Genomic DNA, 20,177 nt, shown 5'->3' on the forward strand with positions numbered 1-20,177 from the left:
GGTTCGACACCAGCATACGCGTCGCGCCACCGTGGAACATTGAGTCATCGGAATGCTGTGGGCTTCGAGACCGAGAACGCCAGCTCAGGTCATAGCGGGCGTGCCGAAGTCGCTGCTCATTGTGCGCGGACGGTCAAGACTGTGGTGGATGAGCGTGAGCGATGCACTCGAGGCTGACGGAGCCGAGGATGAGGCTGGCGAACTCCCCGTGGCCGTGGGTTCCCAGGACCAACAGTTGGGCATTCTCGCTGACTGTGATGAGCTCGGTGGCGGGACGGCCATGTGTTAACCGTTGGCGAGCCGGCACGGGACAGCCGTTGTCGAAGGCCCTGATGATCGCGTCTGCCTGCAGTTCTTTGGCCTTGTCCTCGAAGGCGGCCGCGTCGGATCCTCAGTGCTGCGGGCTCACCCCAAGCCGCGTCTGCCGTTTCGAGGTCCGATGGCGGCAGAGCTTCGTTTCAGTGCTTGCGAGGAATTCACAGCTGGAATACCCGGTCGAGTAGATGGGTCTATCGCGTTCTCATCATCGCTGACAGACTTGGTCCAAGAGTCCGACCATCATCCGCCGGTTGTGGGCGCGATCTGCTCGCAGAAAGCAGGACGGCACCAGTTCAGCGACTGCGTCTGCGACACGGTTGCTCGACAGCATGTCTTAGGAGGACAGACAGCATGAACGAAACTATTGCCGAACCGCGGGCGGCGGGCGAGGAATCTGTGGCACGAACCTACGAAGTCGTGATCGTCGGCGCCGGCTTCGCTGGCCTCGAAGCAGCCAAACGCCTCGGGAGGGGCGGAGTCGACGTGCTCTTGCTCGATCAGAACAACTATCACCAGTTCCAGCCCCTGTTGTACCAAGTGGCAACCGCCCAGATCGCCCTGTCGACGGTGGCTCGCCCACTGCGCTCCATCCTCCACAGGGAGAGCAGGCATGTCACAATTCGCACTGCGCAAGTAGCTGCGATCGATGCAGCGAGGAAAACGGTCACCACCGCAGACGGTGTGCGCTACCGAGCGGAGATCTTAGTGATCGCCTCGGGTGCGGAGCCGAACTTCTTCGATACTCCCGGAGCGGAAGATCACGCCTACCCCCTGTATTCGGTCGACGACGCCGCCCGATTGTCATCAGCACTGCTCGGAGCTGTGGAGCGAGCATCCGCGAACCAAGATCACTCCGCCAACAGGAAGTTCGCGGTTGCCGTGGTCGGCGCCGGGCCCAATGGTGTCGAAACCGCCGGGGCGATCGCCGAAAACATCAGGGACGTAGTCGGCAAGTACTATTCGCACGATTTCGCGTCGTCGTGCGCGGTCCACCTGGTGGACATGGTCGACACTGTGCTGCCGCCCTTCTCGCAGGCATCGCAGCAATACACCAGGGACCGGTTGGAGAAACTCGGCGTCAAGGTGCATTTGGGCAGTGCGGTCTCGGAAGTCTCCGATACAGATATCTCCCTTGCCGATGGGACGAAGATCGATGCGGAGATCGTCATCTGGGCCGCCGGATTGAAAGCCTCACACCTACTGGAGCCTGCCGGACTCACGACCGGTCGTGGAGGACGGGTCGATGTGGCCAAAGACCTGACGGCACCGGACTGCCAGGGAGTCTATGTCCTTGGTGATGCCGCCAATATCGTCGATGCCAAGGATCGGAAGCTGCCGCAGCTGGGATCGGTGGCCAAACAGTCGGGCCGATGGGCGGCAGACAATATTCGAGCCGACCTGACTGGACGGCCCCGCCGCGAATTCAAGTTCGTCGATATGGGGTATATGGCCATGATCGGTCGAGGGCAGTCAGTGGCCGAGCTGACTCCGCGCCGATACCAAGTGCAAGGGATGCCGGCATTCCTTGGCTGGCTGGCAGTCCACGCAGTTCTCCTCTCAGGCTGGCAACAACGTGCCGGGGCGGTGCTGTCCTGGGCTCGTGACTATCTGACGACGAGTCGGCCTCACGCCGTGGTCTATCGACCAGAGGCTTACGAGATCGCCAGGTATGCCCGAACAGAACATCCATCCGCAGTCTGAGAACCAGTTGAGGTGGTTCACCGGGCGCACTGTACGGTGCGCCCGGTGTCCTGCGTGGTCCTTAAGTTCCGCGATCTCCCGGCGGCCGAGGCGTTCTAGGTCAGGCAACGCTCTGGGCGAAGATGACACGCTCAATTGTGCGCACTGAAAGATGCCGCTCTCATCGACGTGGTCGGGCTTGGTGGGCACTCGCCGAATCGGGGGAGTGCTAGATTGTGATTATGAGCACTGAAAAGATAACGACGCGACCAGACTTTCCCCGACCTGGGCGGGCACAGGCTCCCACCGGTGACGAGGTCGAGAAGGTCTTCGAGCGCTTCTCTCCCGCTTATGAGAAGCAAGCAGCGGATGTCTGGGATGCGCTGGAAGAGCAGGATCTGAAAGTCTGGATCATCGACGGTGGTGAGAACGATGGCGAAATGATCTGCGCGGGTCGAGCCTACGATGACGCGGCTTTGGTGATCCATCTCGAAGACCCCAACGAGGCGCTGGCTGTCGCAGCGGCCCGGGACGCGGGCAAGCTTGACGACTACATCGCCTCCGGGCTGGGCTGAGTCCCGGGCGCGATGATAGCGCTAGTCGCTGAGTAGGCGGACTCTTCGACAAAGCGCAGCTGTGGACATTCCGAGGCCCCGGGCTGCTTGTGCAGCAGTTTCACCACTGTCGATGAGTCGAATCGCGTTGCGGATCTGACTGTCGGTGATGGGACGGGGCCGGCCAGGCGGCGATTCGCGGTCGAATCTGCAACGAACGGCTGCCTTCTCTTGACGCCGCGCCGCCAAGGACGTCTCTGGGGAGAGCCAGATCGGCCACATACTCCGCTCTACGGCGTGTGCTGCGCGGGTGGCTGAGCTGAAAACTTGAAACAAGGAGGCCGGAGCGATTCGCGTTCCAACGACCACAGTGTCCGCTACGCCTTGACACGATCAGATTTTTCTATGTCTGTGGCCACCTATACCTATGAGGCTCTGCCAGCAGCCGAGAAGAAGGTACTGCCTAAAGAGCAGATAATTGCCGAGTACCGGACTACGCGTGGGCATTGGGATGAAAGTGGCCCAGCCATGACGCGCACTGACGACATTGCCATCCGCGCCCCAAACGGGCTCTTCATAAATAGGGCTGTAGGAGCCTGCCCATTCCTCCGGCATGGAGGAGTGACCGGATGAGATAGTTGCCCCGGTTACGGAATCCCAACGCGATCCCACGCAGATGCTCCAGCCTGCCGTTGATCGCTTCCGTGGGCCCGTTCGACGTTCCCGGGTGGTCGAAATACGCCAGAACATCGCTACGACGGCGTTGAAACGTCGTTCGTAGACTCCGCAACTCCTTCAACTCGTCCGGGATCGTGTCGGCCAGCTTGTCGATGAGCCCGGCCATGATCGTTTTGCCTTTCTTCGGGGCGGCGGCATAGGCCTTGATCGTGTCTTGGTAGAACTGCCAACACACCACCAAAGCCGCATGATTATCGGCTGCGAAGACCGTGTTGAGTCGGTGTTTCTGCTTCTCAGATAGCAGCCCAACTCGGGTACGGATCGCTTTCCGAATCCCGTACAAGTCATCTCCAGCCCGGCCCCGACGACCATGGAGCTCGGTCTGGAGTCGTCTCCTTGTCTCGCCGAGCTTCGTTCCAACGAGAGCAACAACATGGAACGGATCCATGACCGTGACCGCGTCGGGGACTACTTCGGTCGCGGCTTTCTTGTACCCGGCGAAGGCATCCATAGCGACGTGGGCGATCCCGGTCCGGAAATCATCGGGCTGATTGTTGAGCCAATCAGAGAACACGTCGGCCGAACGGCCGGGAACGATGTCGATCAACCCTGCTGGCCTGTTGGCGAGGTCAACGATGACGGTGACCCACCGGTCGAGACCGCGATGGGACCAGCAATGTTCATCGACTCCGATCGTGGTGACCCCATCAAGCCTGGTCGCATCGGCAAGCAGCAACGTCCGGCCGAGATCAAGCACTGCCGAGCAGACTGTGTTCCACGACGTCGCAAGGTTCTTCGCGATGGCGTGGATGCTCATCTTGTCGATCACGACGGATTTCAAAGCCCAAAGACGTGCAGGCCGAGAAAGCTTCGAGCGGCCCACACACGCCTTCGCCGGTGACTGCGACCACCGGCGATCGCAACTGGGGCACGCGTACGTGCGGATGCGGATGGCCAGGGTCACGGCTGTAAGCCCGATCGGGGGGATGGACGAGCCGGCGAATCCGTGTGGATCGGACTCGTCCCGGCCGCTGGCATTCAGGGCAGTCGGCGTTGCCGTCGGTGATCAGGCACAACACGGTCAAGTGCCTACCTGTGTGGTGTTGGCCGATCGCGGTGAGCCCGAGCTCATCCAGGCGGAGTGTGGTGTCGAGGCAGGGCGGGGTAAAGTTGTGCATCAGGGACCTTGGGTCGTGATGGAGTCTTGAACACCTACATCATTGCACCCAGGGTCCCGTTGTCGTTCGAGGTTGCCTCAGCTCTTGAGCACCGCCCTATTTATGAAGAGCCCCCAAACGTGTTTATACTGTAATCTACACCGCATTGAAATGGGTGATTACCCACGACGATGACTTCGCACAAAGGTGAGGGGATCGATTTTCATGAAGAAGAAGCTAATCCTAGCGACTGGCATCGGGGTCGGGTTCGTGCTCGGTTCTCGAGCGGGCCGAAAACAGTACAACGCCCTCGTTGCCAGGACCCGCGAGATGTGGAACAGTCCTCAGCTCCAGCGGTTCATCGGTGCTGTGACTGGCTCGGTCAAAGACCGTGCACCTGACATCGCCGGACAGGCGGGCGCGAAAGCGAAGCAGTTCGGAGCCGGAGCCGCGGATGAGGCTCGTTCGCGTGGACAAGCCGGTTTAGCCGATACTCTCGACAAGGCCGGCGACTTCGCGCAAGGCGCAGCCAAGTCCGTGGGGGAGGCCGCGTCAAATGCTGCCGCTCGACATAGCAACGATTCCAGTGGGAGCTCACCCACTGACACCAGCGCGGAGACCTCGCCTGAGGCTGCGCCGACACAGGCACCTCGCCACGAGTCGGACGCCTAGCAGACTTCGACAACGATCAGCCTCCGCAGCTCATCGTATTGAACGGCCTCTGGGTCAGCGTGTGTGCCGATTCTCTTATCTCAGAAACAGAGGGTCCAGTCCGCCCTCGCCTTCGAAAGCAGGTGCCTGATGTCTGACTATGTCCCTAGTTCAACGAGCGCCGTCTCGACTGGTGAGCTCGTCTCGCAATTGTCAGAGCAGGCTACACGCCTGGTCCGTGATGAAATTCAGCTCGCGCAGATCGAGATGAGCGCGAAAGCCAAACAGGCCGGCGTTGGTGCGGGCCTGCTCGGTGCGGGCGGCATTATCGCCCTATTTGGTCTCGGTGCGGGAATCGCGACCGGCATCATCGCCCTCGCTCTCGTCATGCCGGCATGGTTAGCGGGTCTGATTGTCACCGTTTTTCTGCTCGCTGTCGCAGGGATTGCCGTACTGGTCGGGAAGACTAGAGTCACTGCGACTACGCCCGTGCCCGAGCGCGCAATCGAGGGTACGAAGCGCTCTGTGGACACAGTGAAGAAAGGAGCCCGTGATGGCGGACACCATTGATGCGGGTCCCGCCTCGTCGTCGGATAGACCGGGTCCGGACGCCTCCCAAGCCGAGGTCGAGGCTGACATTGCCCGTACCCGTGAGCAGCTTGGCCAGACACTGGCCCAGCTCGTCGAGAAATTCGACGTCAGAGCCGGGGCCGAGCGCACGATCGAGGAGATCAAAGACAACGCGACCCATACTCTCGACGAGGCGGGTCACAAGGTGACTGAGAAGCTCTCAGCAGCCACCGGTGCAGTGAAGTCTGTGTTCTCCTACGACGATGAGACCACCTCCGCGGCTGCCGGAGCCGGACCGGACACAACGGCAGAGACCCATCTGGCATTGAGGTCTCGACCTGACTGGGCCAGTCTTGCGCCGTTGATGATCGCCTCGGGCCTGGCCCTGACTGCTGTCATTGTTGCGGTGGGGTGGCGGCGATGACCGGCAGAAGACGGTCAGCATCCGGGCCTCCGATACGCTCTGACCGGCAATCGAGCCGCGATGAGCGTGTGGATGCTGATGATACTGGTCCGGTATCCTATGACGAGGCGAAGGATTCGAGGCACGGTGTCGCAGCTGAGCATCCGACCAAACCTGATACTCCACAGAAGCTGACCGGACCGACGTGGAAGTACGTGGCGGGCAAGACACTGCGGGAATTCCTCGGCGATGACTGCCTGCAGTTAGCTGCTGGTCTGACCTACTATCTGGTTCTCGCATTGTTTCCGGCTCTTCTGGCGATTCTGTCGATCCTGGGTCTGGTGGGCCAAAGTCAGCAGACGGTTGAGACGGTCACCGGCATCATCACCGATCTTGGCGGAACATCCATCGCGGATACGCTGAGGCCGACTCTGATGCAGTTGGCACAGAACTCGTCGGCGGGATGGGCATTCGTCATTGGTCTTCTCGTGGCTCTGTGGTCGGCATCTGGATATGTAGTTGCCTTCGGCAAGGCGATGAATCGCATCTATGAGAAAGGCGAAGGTCGCCCGATCTGGAAGCTTCGCCCTCTCATGCTTCTTGTCACCCTGGTGGCTGTGATTCTGGTTGTCATCGCAGCGTTGATCCTCGTGGTCTCGGGGCCGGTGGCACAGGCGGTTGGTGGTGCGATCGGGTTCGGCTCGGGTGCTCTGCTGGTGTGGCAGATCGCGAAATGGCCCGTTCTGCTCATCATCGTGATCGCTTTGGTCGCTTTGCTCTATCATGCGACACCGAATGTTCGACAGCCGAAGGTCAAGTGGATCAGTCTCGGATCGGTCTTCGCGATTGTCGTGTGGGTGCTGGCCTCGGCGGCTTTTGCGTTCTACATCGCGAACTTTTCGAATTACGCGAAGACGTATGGGTCCCTGGCAGGGGTCATCATCTTCTTGCTCTGGCTGTGGATCACGAACATTGCCTTGCTGCTGGGGGCTGAGCTCAATGCTGAAATCGAACGCGGGCGTCAGCTTCAGGGCGGTATACGGGCCGAAGAGGATATTCAACTGCCTCCGCGTGAGACGACGACACTGGATAAGGCAGAGCGGAAGAACGCCAAAGATGCTCGGAGAGCACGGGCCCTGAGGAAAACCCGAGGCGAAAGCGCCCAGCCGACTCGCAACGATTAACAGGAAATGATGACTCGTAGGAGAGTGAGACATGGTCAAGACCGATGACACAACCGGCAATACCGCGGCTAAACTGTTGTATCGTCCGTTCGGGCTGATCGGAAGCGTCGCTGGTGGTGCCGTGGCTGGGGTGGTGTTCAAACAGATCTGGAAGCGTGCCACTCCTGGTGACAACGCCGATGCTCCCGGTGCCTTGGAGTCTGAGCACAGGCTACGTGAGATCTTGGTGGCAGCCGCTTTGCAGGGTGCGCTCTTCGCTCTGGTGAAAGCATTGGTCGATCGGGGCATGGCAAACGTGTTCACAAAGTTCATCGGCGAATGGCCGGGTGACTGAGTACTTCACACACGGTCCTGAAGTTTCTGACACGACCGCGTCCAATGTGGGTGCCAGTGTAAGAATGAACGACGCAGCCTTCGACGGCAATGGTGAAACCGTGGAAGTCATTGACGACGAGCCGGTTTCGAGAGATTCGACGCATTGGCTGAGTTGCGAGACCGTGGTTACGCAAAGGCGAATGAGTTCGAGAGCATTCTTGCCAGGATTCCCGATGTGTAGGCATGCAATGCCGTTCCAGCGACCTGGAATATCGGCCAGATGGCCCGCTTAGAATGTGAACGTCGATATGTTGTTCACCAGGGAGTCTGCGTTGTTGATCAGTGCGCCTGCCTCGATGATCGACGCGACGATTCTTTGTCGTTTCCAAGACGGGGTAATACGAACAGACTTCACGCCTCAGAAAAATGAGCCACGTGACTGACCGTGAGAATCAGGAAGGAACAGATATGACTGAGACAGTGAAAGTTCCGCAACCGGCTGGGAGCGAGACGACACGGACTGAGAACGCGGAGCGCGGTTTCGCAGCGTCGCCGGCGTTGGCGAAGAACATGCAGACAGTTCTCGTTGACTTCATCGCCCTCCAGCTCGTCGGCAAACAGGCGCACTGGAATGTTGTGGGCCCAAACTTCCGGGACCTTCATCTCAACCTCGACGAGGTAGTCGATATCGCCCGAGAGGGTGCCGACACAATCGCCGAACGTATGCGCGCACTCCACGCCACCGCTGATGGACGTCCCGCTGTGGTCGCTGAGCAGACTGCATTGCCGGAGTTCCCGGCAGGTGAAGTGCTGACCGGCGACGTGGTTGATCTCGCTGTCCGAGCGGTCGAGACTACCGTGGCCACGATGCGGCAAGTGCATGATGAAGTTGATGAGGCGGATGCGACCACCGCCGACATCTTCCATGACTTCATCGCGCGTCTCGAGCAGCAGGCCTGGTTCCTCAGCGCCGAGAATCGACGTCCCGAGAACTGACAGGTAGGGCCTGAGGTCCGCTCTTCAGGCTGACTATGCGCCGCTGGCGAGTCGATCGTCGACTCACCAGCGGCGCACTCACGTTCCTCCCCGAAAGACAATAACCAGATCCTGCCGTGACCGGCTGCTGAGCGGTCTCATACATTGCCTTTCTCCACGCGATCATTGACAGGCGCCGCCCGGCGCCGAGAAAGTTCTAAGGCAAATGACGCCGACGCCTGTCTTCACCGCAGAACGCTCGGTGAGCTAGTTCAGCAGCAACGCGATGATCGCGCTGACGAGTACGGGCTTTGGTCGCCCGAGCATTCAAAGCTGTGCTGCGCTTCAGCTGGTCTCGGCTGAGGCGTGCCCCGGCTGGCGTATCTCGGTGAAGCTCGTCGTTGATGAGCCGGCATCCTCCGGGCGCTTGTTCATCGCATGATTGAGGTCACGCAGAAACCGAGTGACGACACCTCGCTCGTGGGGAGTCATCGCATCAGTGACGTCCAGCATTCGGGCGTGCATGTCTACGAGTCTCCGCCGTACATCACGACTCGCCAAGTCGGTGGGTTCCACGGCGATTGAGCGCCTGTCGTCAGGGTGAGGGAGATCCTGTCTGAGAAGTGTTCGGCTGCCTGTGCGTCAGCTGTTGATCAGCAGCAGGATCTTGCCGTGGTCGAGCTTCTCTTCGAGGTCGTCGGACTCGTTCGACGTGAAGCCGAACTCCTCGAAGATCGCGCGCAGCTCGTCGCCCTTCTTGTCATACCGCGTGCCTACGAGATTGCTGAGATCGTCGGGTTCGTTGGCATTGACACTGCCTGCGACGCGGTCGGTGCGGTCATCGTCATGTGAGATGACGAAGAGGTCATCTTTGGCGATGCCCGCTGCCGCCTGGCGGTTCACTTCACCCATCAGCTCGGTATCGTCCTGGAATTCTTTGACTGCGGGTTTTATGTCGACTCCTTTCATGTTTACGACGTAATCACGCTAACAGAAGCCATGCGTCTGACCGAGGGGCCGAAGCCGAACTTTCAAGGGGGTTCTCCTGGTGGCGGAGTCGATGTGGCCTAGAGGGCGCAACCCAAAAATGTTTACACACTAATCGCGTCAGGGAATTGAGAGGATGTGTTCGCCTGTGTGACACGCAAGATGAGCGAGCAGGTTCAACCTTCGTCAATCCGGGCAGGGAGGATCCCATGGCCCAGAACCGTCTGACCAGAAACGACATCGTGCGAGCGGCGATCACATTCGTCGACGTACACGGACTCGATGCGCTGACAATGCGACGTCTCGGGCAGTCCCTCGGGGTCGAAGCCATGGCGTTGTATAGGCATGTTTCCGGACGCGAAGACCTTCTCGAAGCGATGGTCGAAGCTCTCATCGACAGTCTGTTCGATAACCGGCTGATGAGGCAGACGCCGTCGTCGTGGGAGGACTATCTCCAGCGGGTGGCAAATACGACGAAAGAACTGGCGCTCGATCATCCCGGGATCTTTCCTCTGATTGCTACTCAACCGTCCCAAGCTCCGTGGCTGCGCCCTCCGTTGCGCAGCCTGCGCTGGGTCGAAGAGTTCCTTTCCACGCTGCAGCAATTCGAGTTCTCCGATGCGGCCGCGGTCGGTGCCTACAAATCGTTCACCAGCTTCCTCATCGGGGATCTGCTCCTGCAAGTCCATTCCACGAATTTCGCCATCACCGACGAAGACGATCACGAGAGGTCCGATGACGACTCCGACTTATCGGAGTATCCCACCGTGAACGAGCTGAGTGACCTGCTCAGCGAAGATCATCGCCAACGCCAGTTCGACGATGCCCTCGACGAACTCATAGAACGCATCCGCCTCTCACCAACCAATTAGCCATACACTCAGACAGCTCACTGAGCTGAGAAGGATCAATATGCTCGACACCTCTTCAGAGGCCCTCCAGGTCCTTCTCGTGGCCGACCCGGGCCTGCCCAGCCGCCGAGCCACGGCTATTCATCAACGGCTCGAAAGGCTTCTGCAAGACGCGTATGGGGTCACAACGACCCTGTACACGGCGACTGACACCATCCGCTTGACACCGGAAAGCGAACTCGACCTCAGCGCTGTCGAGGACCTTCGGGCCGACTACCCGGACGTCAACATCGTTCTGATCCTCACCGAGATCCCGCGCCATACTCAGGGCGACCCGCTGATCGCCGAGGTCCATTCCGACAGCAACTTAGCGATCGTGTCCTGTCCCACTCTTGGCGCATGGTCGACCAAGCGCCGCATCATCAAAGTGCTGATGAGTTCGGTCAACAAGTTGGTGCCGTGGGATCCCGAAGAGGCGACCCGACGATTCCTGCTGCGCTGGTCGAACTGGTCGAGGAACGAAGACACGCAGCACCAATCGCTGCACGCCCACACCTTCACTGGAGGCCCACGTCTGGTGCTGGGAATGACGATGGCCAACGACCCGTGGCGCACCGTCCCGAAGCTCTCCGGAGCGCTCGCGGCGGCGTCGGCTACAGGAGCTTTCGGCATCTTCTACAGCTCGATCTGGCAGATGTCGACCTATCTGTCCACCGCGCGGCTGCTGTCGATCGGTGCAACAGCCATTCTGGTCATGGTCTCCTGGCTGATCGTCAACCACAAACTCTGGGACGAGCCACGCAGCGATAGCCTGGCCACGGTAGTGATGTACTACAACCTCTCCACCGTCCTGACGCTGCTGATCACGGTGTTCGCGCTCTACGCTGGACTGGTGGGCCTCATTCTGCTGGGTGGGCTCATCGTCATCGATCCCGAGTTCATGACGGCCCAGATCCGGCAGGAGGCGACGGTGGCGAACTATCTCGATCTCGCCTGGTTGAGTGCAGCGATGGGCGTCGTCGCCGGCGGTATCGGTGCGAGCTTCGACTCAGACCTAGATGTGAAGCGACTGACTCACGGACAGCGGATGCGACAGCGGGTATACACCGACAACGACCCGGACACCGATGATGTCAGCCAGAACTCCTGATGGCTGATGAGGACACGTCCAGCGACTCCAGAAAGAAATGACATGAACACGCAGCATCGTTTAGATGTCACCGGGATGATTTCAATGCCTCTGGCCTCCTGGCGCAACGAACCTTCCTGCCAGGATGATCTCAGGAAGCTGGTCACCAGCACTGCGCAGACCGCTAACAAGGTTCTCGCCATAGGTCGATGTCTCGAACTCACCAGGACCTCGTCTCGCATGCGGCAGTGGGAGTCGCTGATCGAGGTGGCGGCCATCGATGTCGCTGTCGCTCGGATGCTCGAACCCCATGTGGATGCGCTGGGCATCCTTGCCGAAGCCGGACACGACGCACCTGATGGCTCGACCTGGGGCGTCTACGCCGCCGAGTCTCCAGCTCACGTCCTCACCGTGTGTACAGATGGCGAACAGACCGTAATCGATGGGGAGAAAGCTTGGTGTTCCTTGGCCGCCGAGCTCACGCACGCGATCGTCATCGCCGGCAGCGACGGGGGATCGTACGCCTGTACCGTGGACCTCAGGGACCCCCGAGTGCAGGTCCAGCCGACTGCCTGGCCGAGCGTAGGGCTGCAAGAGATCCCGAGCGGAAGTGTCGCGTTCACGAAAGCACCCGTCGCCGTCCTCGGATCGCCGAACTGGTATCTGGAGCGAACTGCATTCGCATGGGGAGGCATCCGAGTGGCAGCGTGCTGGTTCGGCGCAGCCGTGGGACTGGCAAGAAACGCCGTGCGACGGCACAGCAAGCGCTCCAACCCATCCTCAGTCGGTCAGATGCTCATCGGTCAGCTCGAGGCTGAGATCTTCTCGATTCGCAGCGTCCTCGCGCAGGCAGCGGCCGCAGCCGACGGGTGTGACGAGTATTCCCGCGCACGTGCCTGGACTCTGGCCCTGACGGTGCGCAATATCATCTGCTCAGGAGTTCGCAGGATCCAGCACGGGCGCGGGCGACGTCGAGGTCGATCTCGTTCGTCCACTTGCCGATGAGCAGGGTGGCGACGGCGTTGCCGGTGAAGTTCGTCAGCGCACGGCACTCGGACATGAACTTGTCGATGCCGACGATGACACCCATGCCATCGAGCAGCTCCGGGCGGTGCGACTGCAGACCAGCGGCCAGAGTTGCCAGACCCGCACCGGAGACACCGGCGGCACCCTTGGATGCGATGATCATGAACACCAGCAGCGAGATCTGCTCGCCCAGACTCATCGGCATGCCCATCGCGGTGGAGACGAACAGCGAGGCCATGGTCAGGTAGATCGCGGTGCCGTCGAGGTTGAACGAATACCCGGTGGCGCGTGGTCGCGCCCGAGGCCGGCGTCGCAGCGGACCTCTCGCGCGCAGGCTCTTCTTCGCACAGCTCGCGCTCATCACCGTCGTCTGCACCGCATTGTCCATCACCAGCCACGTTTCGACGCTGGGCTTCACCCGGGCCGCCACCTCGCAGCGTGTTTTGTCCATCGCCGAAACACTGGCCCACGACCCCTTCGTTGTCGAGTCCGTCGAGGCCTCGGAAGCTTCTGCTGCCTCTGCGAAGCTGCAACCGTATGCGCTGACAGTCACCTCCACCACCGACGTCGACTTCGTGACGATCATGGACCGCGATCGCACCCGCTACACCCACCCGGACCCCCAGCAGTTGGGTAAGCCGTACATCGGCAGCATCGACCGCGCACTCGCCGGCCACAGTCACATCGAGACCTACGCGGGAACCCTGGGAGAGTATGTGCGAGCGATGGTGCCCATCACCGACTCATCCGATGAGGTCACGGCGATGGTGACGCTTCGCGATCGCACGGACATTCAGGAGCTGACCGGGGAGCTTGAGACGATGAGCACGCTCTCCGATGCGCTGTGAGCCCAGACGCACGAGCATGCGAACCGGCTGCACACGGTGGCCACCCTCATCGAGTTGGGGCGCTCGAGCGAAGCGCTCGACTTCGCGGTTCGCGACGAGCAGGAGTCGCAGCGGCTGACCGACTCCTTCGTAGATTCCCTCGACGAACCATTCATCACGGCGCTGATGATCGGCAAGGTCGCCCAGGCGCACGAGCGAGGGATCGAACTGACGCTGTCGGCGACGGGCGAGCTTCCGCCGGGCAGTCTCGATGCTCGAGATCTGGTCACGGTGGCCGGGAACCTGCTCGACAATGCCTTCGTCGCGGCCGCGGAGTCCGCGGCCGCGTCATGTGTAGGCGGACTTCGCGGCAGCCGATGGGGAGCTCATCATTTCGATCGCAGATTCCGGACCGGGTGTGGACGAGACGGACCGGGATGCGATCTTCCGCCTCGGCGCAACGGTTAAAGAGGCAGTGCTGTACTTGGGTCGGGCGTGGGTTCGGGCTCCTGCTGGTGCGGCAGGCGGGGGCGCGCATCGGCGGGGAATTGGACGTTGATTGCGATGGTGGGGCGATCTTCACGGTGACACTGCCCCTGACCTCGGATCGGCGTGTGGACAATGAAAGAGGCAACGATGGGACGTGAGCGCGAGCTGCGGGTTCTCATCGTCGAGGATGACCCCATGACGGCTGAGGCACACGCGGAATTCGTCCGGCGAGTGTCGGGATTCGCCGTCGCGGCGGTGGCACCGAGTGGGCACGATGCGCTCGAGCGCTACGACCTGCTGGTCGCCGCGGGAACTCCCGTTGACATCGTTTTGCTGGTAATAAATCTCACGGATTCCCACGGACTCGATGTGGCTAAACGCCTGAACGGGCGCGGGCATGGCACTGACATCATCGCGATCACCGCGGTGCGTCATCTCCAGGTCATTCGCTCGGCGATCGCGACGGGAATGACGCAGTATCTGATCAAGCCGTTCACGTTCGCGGTGTTTCGGGAGAAGCTGGAGAATCAGCGGGCGTTTCGGCTCAACCTCACCGGCAATGGGTCGTCGGCGGCGCAGTCTTCGGTCGATGACGCGCTGAGTGCGCTGCGATAGGTGTCCTCGGAGCGCTTGCCCAAGGGTCTTATCGAAGAGACGTTGGCGGCGATCTCGACGCAGGTGCGCACCGCGTCTGCACCGGTGTCGGCGACGGAGGTCGCGACCGCGTTGAAGCAGCCGCGGCACGGGACGCCGGGACGGCCGGAGTATGAGTACCGGTGGGGGTGAGACTGTTTCAGCCTCAGGACGCCGGTGAGGTCGCAGCCTCCGTCGGGGCCGTTTCATGCGCGGACTCTCCGTCTTCGGTCATCTGAAGCAGCTGAGCCATCATCGCCTCATCGGCGGCGATCTCCCGTTGCCTCTCAGCCGGCAGCATCTGCTGGAAGTTGAAGGTCTGACGCGCCAGGGGCACAGACAGCATTTCGGCGACCTGGATGGAACGGCGAGGGACCTCCAGCTGATCGGCGAGTTCGTCGCCATGGATGATGCGGATATGTGCCTGCGTGCGCTCGGCCAGAGGCTCTTTGGGCAGCTGGAGGACCACAGCGAGCTGTTCTGCCGCAGCGTTGACAAGGGCATCGACGAGTGCACGTGAGTCGTTATTGGGTTCACCGGCGACCATGCCCAGTGCCGCCACAGTCTCCTCCGAGGACTCGTGATCGTCGAGACCCTCGAGCAGGTCGTGGGCGATGCCGAGGACCCGGCCGACCACACGCCAGAAATAGCAGACATCGCGGATCTGCTCGTCTGCGACTTCGTAGCCCATGTTGTGCAGCGCGCGATAGGACACATACGTGAAGTCGAACCATGTGCGCAGCATGTCGACAGCGTTGATCGGGACCCCGTAGTCCTCGGTTCCACCGTCTCGACTGAAGTACTGAGCGCGTGAGAAGGCATGCATTGCTCGCACCATGCCAGTGTGCTCGAAGCCTCCCTGGCCGGGGCGCAGAGCATCGGCGAAGACTATGTGTTAGGTCCAGTTTCGTGTATCGGTCAGTCGCCGCAGCTCACCATCGACCAGCCGACCCGTGCCGGCGAGGACAGAGGCGATCGCTGGGCTCGAACAGGTGTGTGTCAGGGATAGACGGCCATCGGCGAACGGAATGCCAGACAGGTGCGGCGCCGCCCTCCAAATCAGCAGTGAGGGCCTAAGCGGACGACTGCTCTGAGTCGAGAGAATGCGTGATGTGGCGCAAAGTGTCTCGAAGTCGTTCCTCCGCGGCACGATCAAGGCCCAGCTGTGACGCGATCTGATACGGGATCGCTGTGGCTCGATCGCGGAGTTCTGCGCCAGCTGTGGTCAACGTAATGAGGACCCGACGCTCGTCGGCAGGGTCGCGACTTCGGCTCAAGAACCCGAGACTTTCGAGGCGTTTGAGCAGTGGGGTCAGCGTGCTGGTGTCAAGGTGCAGGCGGACACCGATCGCGCCGACGTGAAGAGGCCCGGATGCCTCCCAGAGCACCAGCATCGTGATGTATTGCGCGTAGGTGAGGCCGAGCTCGCCCAGCAGGGGGCCGTAAGCCCTGGTCACCGCGCGACTTGCGTCGTAGAGGGCGAAGCAGAGCTGGCTGTCTAGATCGAGGCTAAGGGCGGGTGTGGATCTCATCGACACAGTCTATCGTGTTCTCTCTTGCGCGATCTTAGCGTGCACGATAGAATCGTCACGTACCCGATGGTTTCATCGGACCGCCAATAATGAATCGCGGTTGACCCGATCTACTCGACAACTGCCAGCAGCGAAGATCGCACAAACACCGACGCCGACGTGCAAATATCCGACAGAGCAGGGCACGAACGGCCCGACACAGCTTCTCGGAGTCCTGCCCTGGGAATGACGGCAGATCTCATATCGACCGACCGGGAGTAGCCCCCATCGGTACAGGCACCACCTATACCGGGTGACTCCGCTCATCGGACCGCATGCCTCCCGCTCAGCCTCGGGCCGCATGCTTCCCGGTGAGACCCCAACACCGCTCGTCGTCCGCGTGACGACGAGATCCCATAACAGCAACGGAAAGGACATCACACATGTCCACGTACGTAACAGCTAACCCAGCAACCGGCCAGATCGAGCGCGAGTTCACTGAACTGACCGATGCCGAGGTTCCACAGGTCCTCTCCCGATCAACCGAGGCGTTCGCCTCGTGGCGGACAACACCGGTTGCGGAGCGCGCGAAGTTGTTGACACGCATCGCTGATGCCTATGACGCACGGAAGGACGAGCTCGCGACGTTGATCTCCACTGAGATGGGCAAACCGCTGGCTGAAGCCCAAGGCGAGGCCGCCCTGGCCGGGGCAATCTATCGCTGGTATGGAGAGCACGGACCGGACCTGCTCGCCCCGGAGGTTCTCGATCCGCAAGGCTCTGACGAATCGCTCGTTGAGACTGCACCCGTTGGCCCCCTCGTCGGGGTAATGCCGTGGAACTTCCCCTACTATCAGGTGGCTCGGTTCGCCGGCCCGAACCTGATGGCCGGAAACACCATCATTTTGAAGCACGCTTCGATTTGCGCGGCCTCTGCTCAGGTCATGGCCGAAATCGTTCATGAGGCCGGTATCCCTGAGGACGCCTATATCAACGTGTTTGCGACTAACGACCAGATCGCGGACATGATTGCCGACCCTCGCGTGCAGGGTATTTCTCTGACCGGCAGTGAGCGTGCCGGGGCGTCCGTCGCCGAGACTGCCGGAAAGAACCTGAAGAAGGCCGTCCTGGAGCTCGGTGGTTCGGATGCACTGATTGTCCTTGATGACGGCGATATTGAGACAACCGCTAAGATCGCTGCGACAGCCCGAATGTCGAACACCGGGCAGGCATGCAATTCTCCCAAGCGCATGATCGTCCCGTCCGATCACGTCGATGACTTTGTCGCCACGATCGTGCGGGAATTCGATGCCGCGCAGGTGGGAGATCCCACCGACCCGTCCACGACGGTGGGCCCGCTGTCCTCGGTCACGGCCCGCGACAACGTTGTGGCACAAGTCCAACGCGCGGTCGAGCAAGGCGCCACGCTGCATACCGGAGGTGACGCGATCGCCGGGGACGGCGCTTTCATGCGTCCGGCCGTTTTGAGCGGTGTCACCAAGGACATGGACGCATACGCCGAGGAGATCTTCGGTCCCGTTGCGGTTGTGTACGGCGTCGACTCGACCGATGACGCGGTCACACTCGCCAACGATGTGAGCTTCGGCCTGTCCGGTTCGGTCTGGGGCACGGACATCACGCATGCCCAGCAGATTGCCGACCGACTCGAGGTCGGAATGGCCTACGTCAACGAGCACGGCACGACGCTTCCCGGGTTGCCCTTCGGTGGCGTGAAGCGATCCGGATTCGGACGCGAACTCGGCCGCTGGGGAATGGGAGAATTCGTCAACACCCGGTTGCGTCGAACCTCGGCAACCAAGAAGTAAATAGCAGGTGCGGTGCGGGCCCCGGATTCCGGAGCCCGCACCGCAGTTCTGTCTGGGGTGCGTTCGCCAGGCCGGGCTGATCGGTCCGGGGCAGAGTCTCGGAACTGGCTTCAGGTGTCTGGGGGCCGTGTTGTGCGGCGGTGTGCGCGGGTCAAGTTCTTGAGACACTTCGTCATGCAGCGATCGGGTTTCATAGAGGCTGCTTTTCTTGGTTTCTCAAGCAGCGGATGGCTTGGCGGCACCGTGGTTGATCCATGCGGAGCACAAACTATTTGACATGCCCACGGTCACTGCTGCGACACTCCCCGCCCGGCACCGCGACCGTACCCGGGTACACGCACCCGAACCCCGGCAGCTGGGCAAGGCCTCTCAGGTCCACGAGCGGGGAATCGAGCTTACCGTCACCGTCGCGGTGGAGCTGCCGCCGAACAGTCTTGACGCCCGTGACTTGGTGGCCGCCGACGGGGAGCTGATCATCACGGTTGCGGGCTCAGGCCCGGGCATCGACACGGATGAGATCGACGCGATCTTCCACCTCGGCGCCTCTGCGAAAGCGGCTCCGGCAGGTTCCGGCGGTCGCGGGTTCTGGCGGGTGCTTGCACGCCAGGCCGTGACAAGTCTCGGCGGGGATCTCGACGTCGAATCCGACGGGGGAGCGATCTTCACGGTGACATTGCCGTTGACCGAATTGGCAGCGATGGTCAGTGAACGCGAACTGCGGGTGCTCATTGTTGAAGACGATCCGATGACTGCCGAAGCCCACGCGGACTTCGTGCGCAGAGTGCCCGGATTCTTAGTCGCCGGGACTTGCCTGTCCGGCCACGATGCTCTCGAGAAATTCGAGTCGCTCGGAGCTGCTGAGGATCCGATGGACATCGTTCTGCTGGACATGTACCTCACCGATTCGCACGGCATCGATGTGGCCAAGCGGATGAACGCCAAGGGGTATGGCGCCGGCATCATCGCGATCACCGCCGTGCGCCACCTCCAGGTCATCCGTTCGGCGATCTCGGGTGGGGTGACGCAGTATCTGATCAAACCGTTCACCTTCGCCATCTTCCGCGAGAAGCTGGAGAACCAGCGAGACTGCCGCCTTAACCAGGGCAGGGGAGGGGCATTGGCGACGCAGGCCACCGTCGACAATGCACTCAGCGCCCTGCGGTCGGTCTCGTCGGGACGGTTGCCCAAGGGGCTGATCGAGGAGACTCTCACAGCGATCTCTGGTGTTGTGCGGGACGCTGGTTCTACGGTGTCCGCGACCGAGGTCGCAACGGCATTGGCTCTCTCACGTGTGACGGTGCGCCGGCACCTGGAGCATCTGGTCAAGATCAAGCAGGCGGTCAAGCAGCCCCGACACGGTACACCGGGCCGGCCTGAGTATGAGTATCGGTGGGTGTGAGGGGGAGCCTGTGTCCGAACGTGGCCTGAGATGAAGGCGCGTAGTCCTGGGAAGCATAATTGTCGTACGACCCCTGGACCCAAGTGGGCTGAAGCAGATGTTGACGACGACTCGGTCTCCCGAATCTGTCAAAACCGTACCGAAAATGGTACAGTTCTGACATAAGGAGAGGGGCGGGATCATGGGCTACCGACACGATCTGTGGGAGGTCGCTGCAGAACGGCACGGTGTCGTCACGATCACCGAGGCTGAGGATGCAGGAGTTCCCGCTGTGGAGGTGCGCAAGCTTGCCCATCGCGGCGCATTGCAGGCTTATGGCAAGGGCGTGTACGTCCACCGTAGTGTGCCCACGACAGAGCTGACCGAGCCGGCGGCGGCGGCGGCGCTGGCCGGTGACGGGGCATTCCTTGAGCGGGAGACCGTGCTCGATCTGCTGGATCTGGGACAGTTCAATCCGCACCGCATCCGGGTGGCGACCCGTCGCCGAGTGCGCAGGACCCTTCCCGAGTGGGTCGACCTCGAGACGCGGGTGGATGTCCCCGACGAGGACCTGACGCATTACGAAGGCATCCCCACGACCACTGTTCGTCGCGCTCTCGTCGACGTGCGTGACAGGATGCCACCGGAGCGGTGGAAAACGCTGGTCGAACAGGCACGTCAGCGCGAGATGATCGACAACCACGACGTCGCGAATCTGACAGGTCAACAGGGCGCTGCATGAACATCGCGACACCACCTCTGAACTTTGCGCAGTTGAACACCCGGGTGGAAGGGGTTGCTCGAGACCTTCGGGTGCCTTCGATTCGTGTGCGTAGAATGCTCTGCACGCTCATCGTGTCCCAAATGCTGCCTGAGGCCGTCGCCATCAAGGGCGGCATGGGCGTGAAGCTCCGAATGGGGGAGAGTGGAACACGAGCCACAGCCGACCTTGATGTCTCCACGCTGCGGCGGGGTGAGTAGTTTGAAGAGGCGTTCCGGGCAGGTCTGGCACCGGGCTGGGGCACGGTGCCCGCG

22 protein-coding genes and 2 pseudogenes are annotated in these 20,177 nt (G+C 61.3%); 17 read left to right on the top strand and 7 right to left on the bottom strand.

The window, feature by feature from the left end:
• Window positions 1-133: 133 nt before the first annotated feature.
• Window positions 134-352: a universal stress protein gene (locus AAFP32_RS01890; protein ID WP_350271437.1), complete on the bottom strand. Its 219-nt coding sequence runs from the start codon at window positions 350-352 to the stop codon at window positions 134-136.
• A 317-nt stretch (window positions 353-669) separates the two neighbouring features.
• Here AAFP32_RS01890 and AAFP32_RS01895 point away from each other — a divergent pair, with 317 nt between their 5' ends.
• Complete coding sequence (locus AAFP32_RS01895) at window positions 670-2,019, top strand: NAD(P)/FAD-dependent oxidoreductase (RefSeq protein WP_242780243.1); 1,350 nt, start codon at window positions 670-672, stop codon at window positions 2,017-2,019.
• A 221-nt stretch (window positions 2,020-2,240) separates the two neighbouring features.
• The gene (locus AAFP32_RS01900; RefSeq protein WP_242780242.1) at window positions 2,241-2,573 is read left to right on the top strand and encodes a hypothetical protein; all 333 of its coding nucleotides are present in this window, start codon (window positions 2,241-2,243) and stop codon (window positions 2,571-2,573) included.
• Window positions 2,574-3,126: 553 nt separating this feature from the next.
• On the opposite strand, the pseudogene AAFP32_RS01905 reads toward AAFP32_RS01900, so the two are convergent.
• A pseudogene (locus AAFP32_RS01905) lies at window positions 3,127-4,408 on the bottom strand (ISL3 family transposase).
• 204 nt (window positions 4,409-4,612) lie between these two features.
• Between AAFP32_RS01905 and AAFP32_RS01910 the strand changes: the two are divergent.
• The 6 genes from AAFP32_RS01910 to AAFP32_RS01935 all read left to right on the top strand — a co-directional run bounded on the left by AAFP32_RS01910 (window position 4,613) and on the right by AAFP32_RS01935 (window position 8,506).
• A complete protein-coding gene (locus AAFP32_RS01910; RefSeq protein WP_350270394.1) occupies window positions 4,613-5,059 on the top strand; it encodes a hypothetical protein in 447 nt (148 codons plus the stop codon).
• A gap of 129 nt (window positions 5,060-5,188) precedes the next feature.
• Complete coding sequence (locus AAFP32_RS01915) at window positions 5,189-5,608, top strand: phage holin family protein (protein ID WP_350270395.1); 420 nt, start codon at window positions 5,189-5,191, stop codon at window positions 5,606-5,608.
• The gene (locus tag AAFP32_RS01920; RefSeq protein WP_350270396.1) at window positions 5,592-6,032 is read left to right on the top strand and encodes a DUF3618 domain-containing protein; all 441 of its coding nucleotides are present in this window, start codon (window positions 5,592-5,594) and stop codon (window positions 6,030-6,032) included. Before AAFP32_RS01915 ends, AAFP32_RS01920 begins: the two co-directional genes overlap by 17 nt.
• A gap of 68 nt (window positions 6,033-6,100) precedes the next feature.
• Window positions 6,101-7,195, top strand: coding sequence for a YihY/virulence factor BrkB family protein (locus AAFP32_RS01925; protein ID WP_350270397.1), 1,095 nt, complete (start codon window positions 6,101-6,103; stop codon window positions 7,193-7,195).
• Window positions 7,196-7,226: 31 nt separating this feature from the next.
• Window positions 7,227-7,529 (top strand): DUF4235 domain-containing protein, encoded by a 303-nt coding sequence (locus AAFP32_RS01930; RefSeq protein WP_167193785.1) that lies wholly within the window; start codon window positions 7,227-7,229, stop codon window positions 7,527-7,529.
• 449 nt (window positions 7,530-7,978) lie between these two features.
• Window positions 7,979-8,506 (top strand): Dps family protein, encoded by a 528-nt coding sequence (locus tag AAFP32_RS01935; protein ID WP_167193787.1) that lies wholly within the window; start codon window positions 7,979-7,981, stop codon window positions 8,504-8,506.
• Window positions 8,507-8,830: 324 nt separating this feature from the next.
• Here the strand turns inward: AAFP32_RS01935 and AAFP32_RS01940 are convergent, their stop codons facing one another.
• Together AAFP32_RS01940 and AAFP32_RS01945 are read right to left on the bottom strand one after the other, a co-directional pair.
• Window positions 8,831-9,010, bottom strand: coding sequence for a hypothetical protein (locus AAFP32_RS01940; RefSeq protein ID WP_350270398.1), 180 nt, complete (start codon window positions 9,008-9,010; stop codon window positions 8,831-8,833).
• A 117-nt stretch (window positions 9,011-9,127) separates the two neighbouring features.
• Window positions 9,128-9,397: a general stress protein gene (locus tag AAFP32_RS01945; RefSeq protein ID WP_350270399.1), complete on the bottom strand. Its 270-nt coding sequence runs from the start codon at window positions 9,395-9,397 to the stop codon at window positions 9,128-9,130.
• A 284-nt stretch (window positions 9,398-9,681) separates the two neighbouring features.
• On the opposite strand from AAFP32_RS01945, the gene AAFP32_RS01950 reads away from it, so the two are divergent.
• The 3 genes from AAFP32_RS01950 to AAFP32_RS01960 are packed head-to-tail and all read left to right on the top strand — an operon-like array spanning window position 9,682 to window position 12,457.
• Window positions 9,682-10,344, top strand: a complete 663-nt coding sequence (locus AAFP32_RS01950) for a TetR/AcrR family transcriptional regulator (RefSeq protein ID WP_350270400.1) — start codon at window positions 9,682-9,684, stop codon at window positions 10,342-10,344.
• 40 nt (window positions 10,345-10,384) lie between these two features.
• A complete protein-coding gene (locus AAFP32_RS01955; RefSeq protein WP_350270401.1) occupies window positions 10,385-11,473 on the top strand; it encodes a hypothetical protein in 1,089 nt (362 codons plus the stop codon).
• A 42-nt stretch (window positions 11,474-11,515) separates the two neighbouring features.
• Window positions 11,516-12,457: a hypothetical protein gene (locus AAFP32_RS01960; protein WP_350270402.1), complete on the top strand. Its 942-nt coding sequence runs from the start codon at window positions 11,516-11,518 to the stop codon at window positions 12,455-12,457.
• Here AAFP32_RS01960 and AAFP32_RS01965 read toward each other — a convergent pair.
• Window positions 12,378-12,761 (bottom strand): annotated as a pseudogene (locus tag AAFP32_RS01965) (cation:dicarboxylate symporter family transporter); the annotation flags it as partial. The gene AAFP32_RS01960 and the pseudogene AAFP32_RS01965 sit on opposite strands and share 80 nt — an antisense overlap.
• Window positions 12,762-12,921: 160 nt before the next feature.
• On the opposite strand from AAFP32_RS01965, the gene AAFP32_RS01970 reads away from it, so the two are divergent.
• The 3 genes from AAFP32_RS01970 to AAFP32_RS01980 all read left to right on the top strand — a co-directional run bounded on the left by AAFP32_RS01970 (window position 12,922) and on the right by AAFP32_RS01980 (window position 14,409).
• Entirely contained in the window at window positions 12,922-13,326 is a 405-nt protein-coding gene (locus AAFP32_RS01970) for a hypothetical protein (RefSeq protein ID WP_350270403.1), read from the top strand.
• A gap of 36 nt (window positions 13,327-13,362) precedes the next feature.
• Window positions 13,363-13,773 carry a hypothetical protein gene (locus AAFP32_RS01975; RefSeq protein ID WP_350270404.1) on the top strand — a complete coding sequence of 137 codons (411 nt, stop codon included), beginning with the start codon at window positions 13,363-13,365 and terminating at the stop codon, window positions 13,771-13,773.
• Window positions 13,774-13,941: 168 nt separating this feature from the next.
• Window positions 13,942-14,409, top strand: coding sequence for a response regulator (locus AAFP32_RS01980; protein ID WP_350270405.1), 468 nt, complete (start codon window positions 13,942-13,944; stop codon window positions 14,407-14,409).
• Window positions 14,410-14,593: 184 nt separating this feature from the next.
• On the opposite strand, the gene AAFP32_RS01985 is transcribed toward AAFP32_RS01980, so the two are convergent.
• On the bottom strand, window positions 14,594-15,253 hold the full coding sequence (locus tag AAFP32_RS01985) for an oxygenase MpaB family protein (RefSeq protein WP_350270406.1): 660 nt from the start codon (window positions 15,251-15,253) through the stop codon (window positions 14,594-14,596).
• A gap of 247 nt (window positions 15,254-15,500) precedes the next feature.
• Window positions 15,501-15,959, bottom strand: coding sequence for a MarR family transcriptional regulator (locus tag AAFP32_RS01990; protein ID WP_350270407.1), 459 nt, complete (start codon window positions 15,957-15,959; stop codon window positions 15,501-15,503).
• A gap of 422 nt (window positions 15,960-16,381) precedes the next feature.
• Between AAFP32_RS01990 and AAFP32_RS01995 the strand changes: the two genes are divergently transcribed.
• The 3 genes from AAFP32_RS01995 (at window position 16,382) to AAFP32_RS02005 (ending at window position 19,884) form a co-directional block, all read left to right on the top strand.
• Window positions 16,382-17,764 (top strand): NAD-dependent succinate-semialdehyde dehydrogenase, encoded by a 1,383-nt coding sequence (locus tag AAFP32_RS01995; protein WP_350270408.1) that lies wholly within the window; start codon window positions 16,382-16,384, stop codon window positions 17,762-17,764.
• Window positions 17,765-18,041: 277 nt separating this feature from the next.
• Window positions 18,042-19,163, top strand: coding sequence for a response regulator (locus AAFP32_RS02000; protein ID WP_350270409.1), 1,122 nt, complete (start codon window positions 18,042-18,044; stop codon window positions 19,161-19,163).
• Window positions 19,164-19,344: 181 nt separating this feature from the next.
• A complete protein-coding gene (locus AAFP32_RS02005) occupies window positions 19,345-19,884 on the top strand; it encodes a type IV toxin-antitoxin system AbiEi family antitoxin domain-containing protein (RefSeq protein WP_350270410.1) in 540 nt (179 codons plus the stop codon).
• The last annotated feature ends 293 nt before the right edge of the window (window positions 19,885-20,177 follow it).

This window comes from Brevibacterium sp. CBA3109, assembly GCF_040256645.1.
Classification (GTDB): Bacteria; Actinomycetota; Actinomycetes; order Actinomycetales; family Brevibacteriaceae; genus Brevibacterium; species Brevibacterium koreense.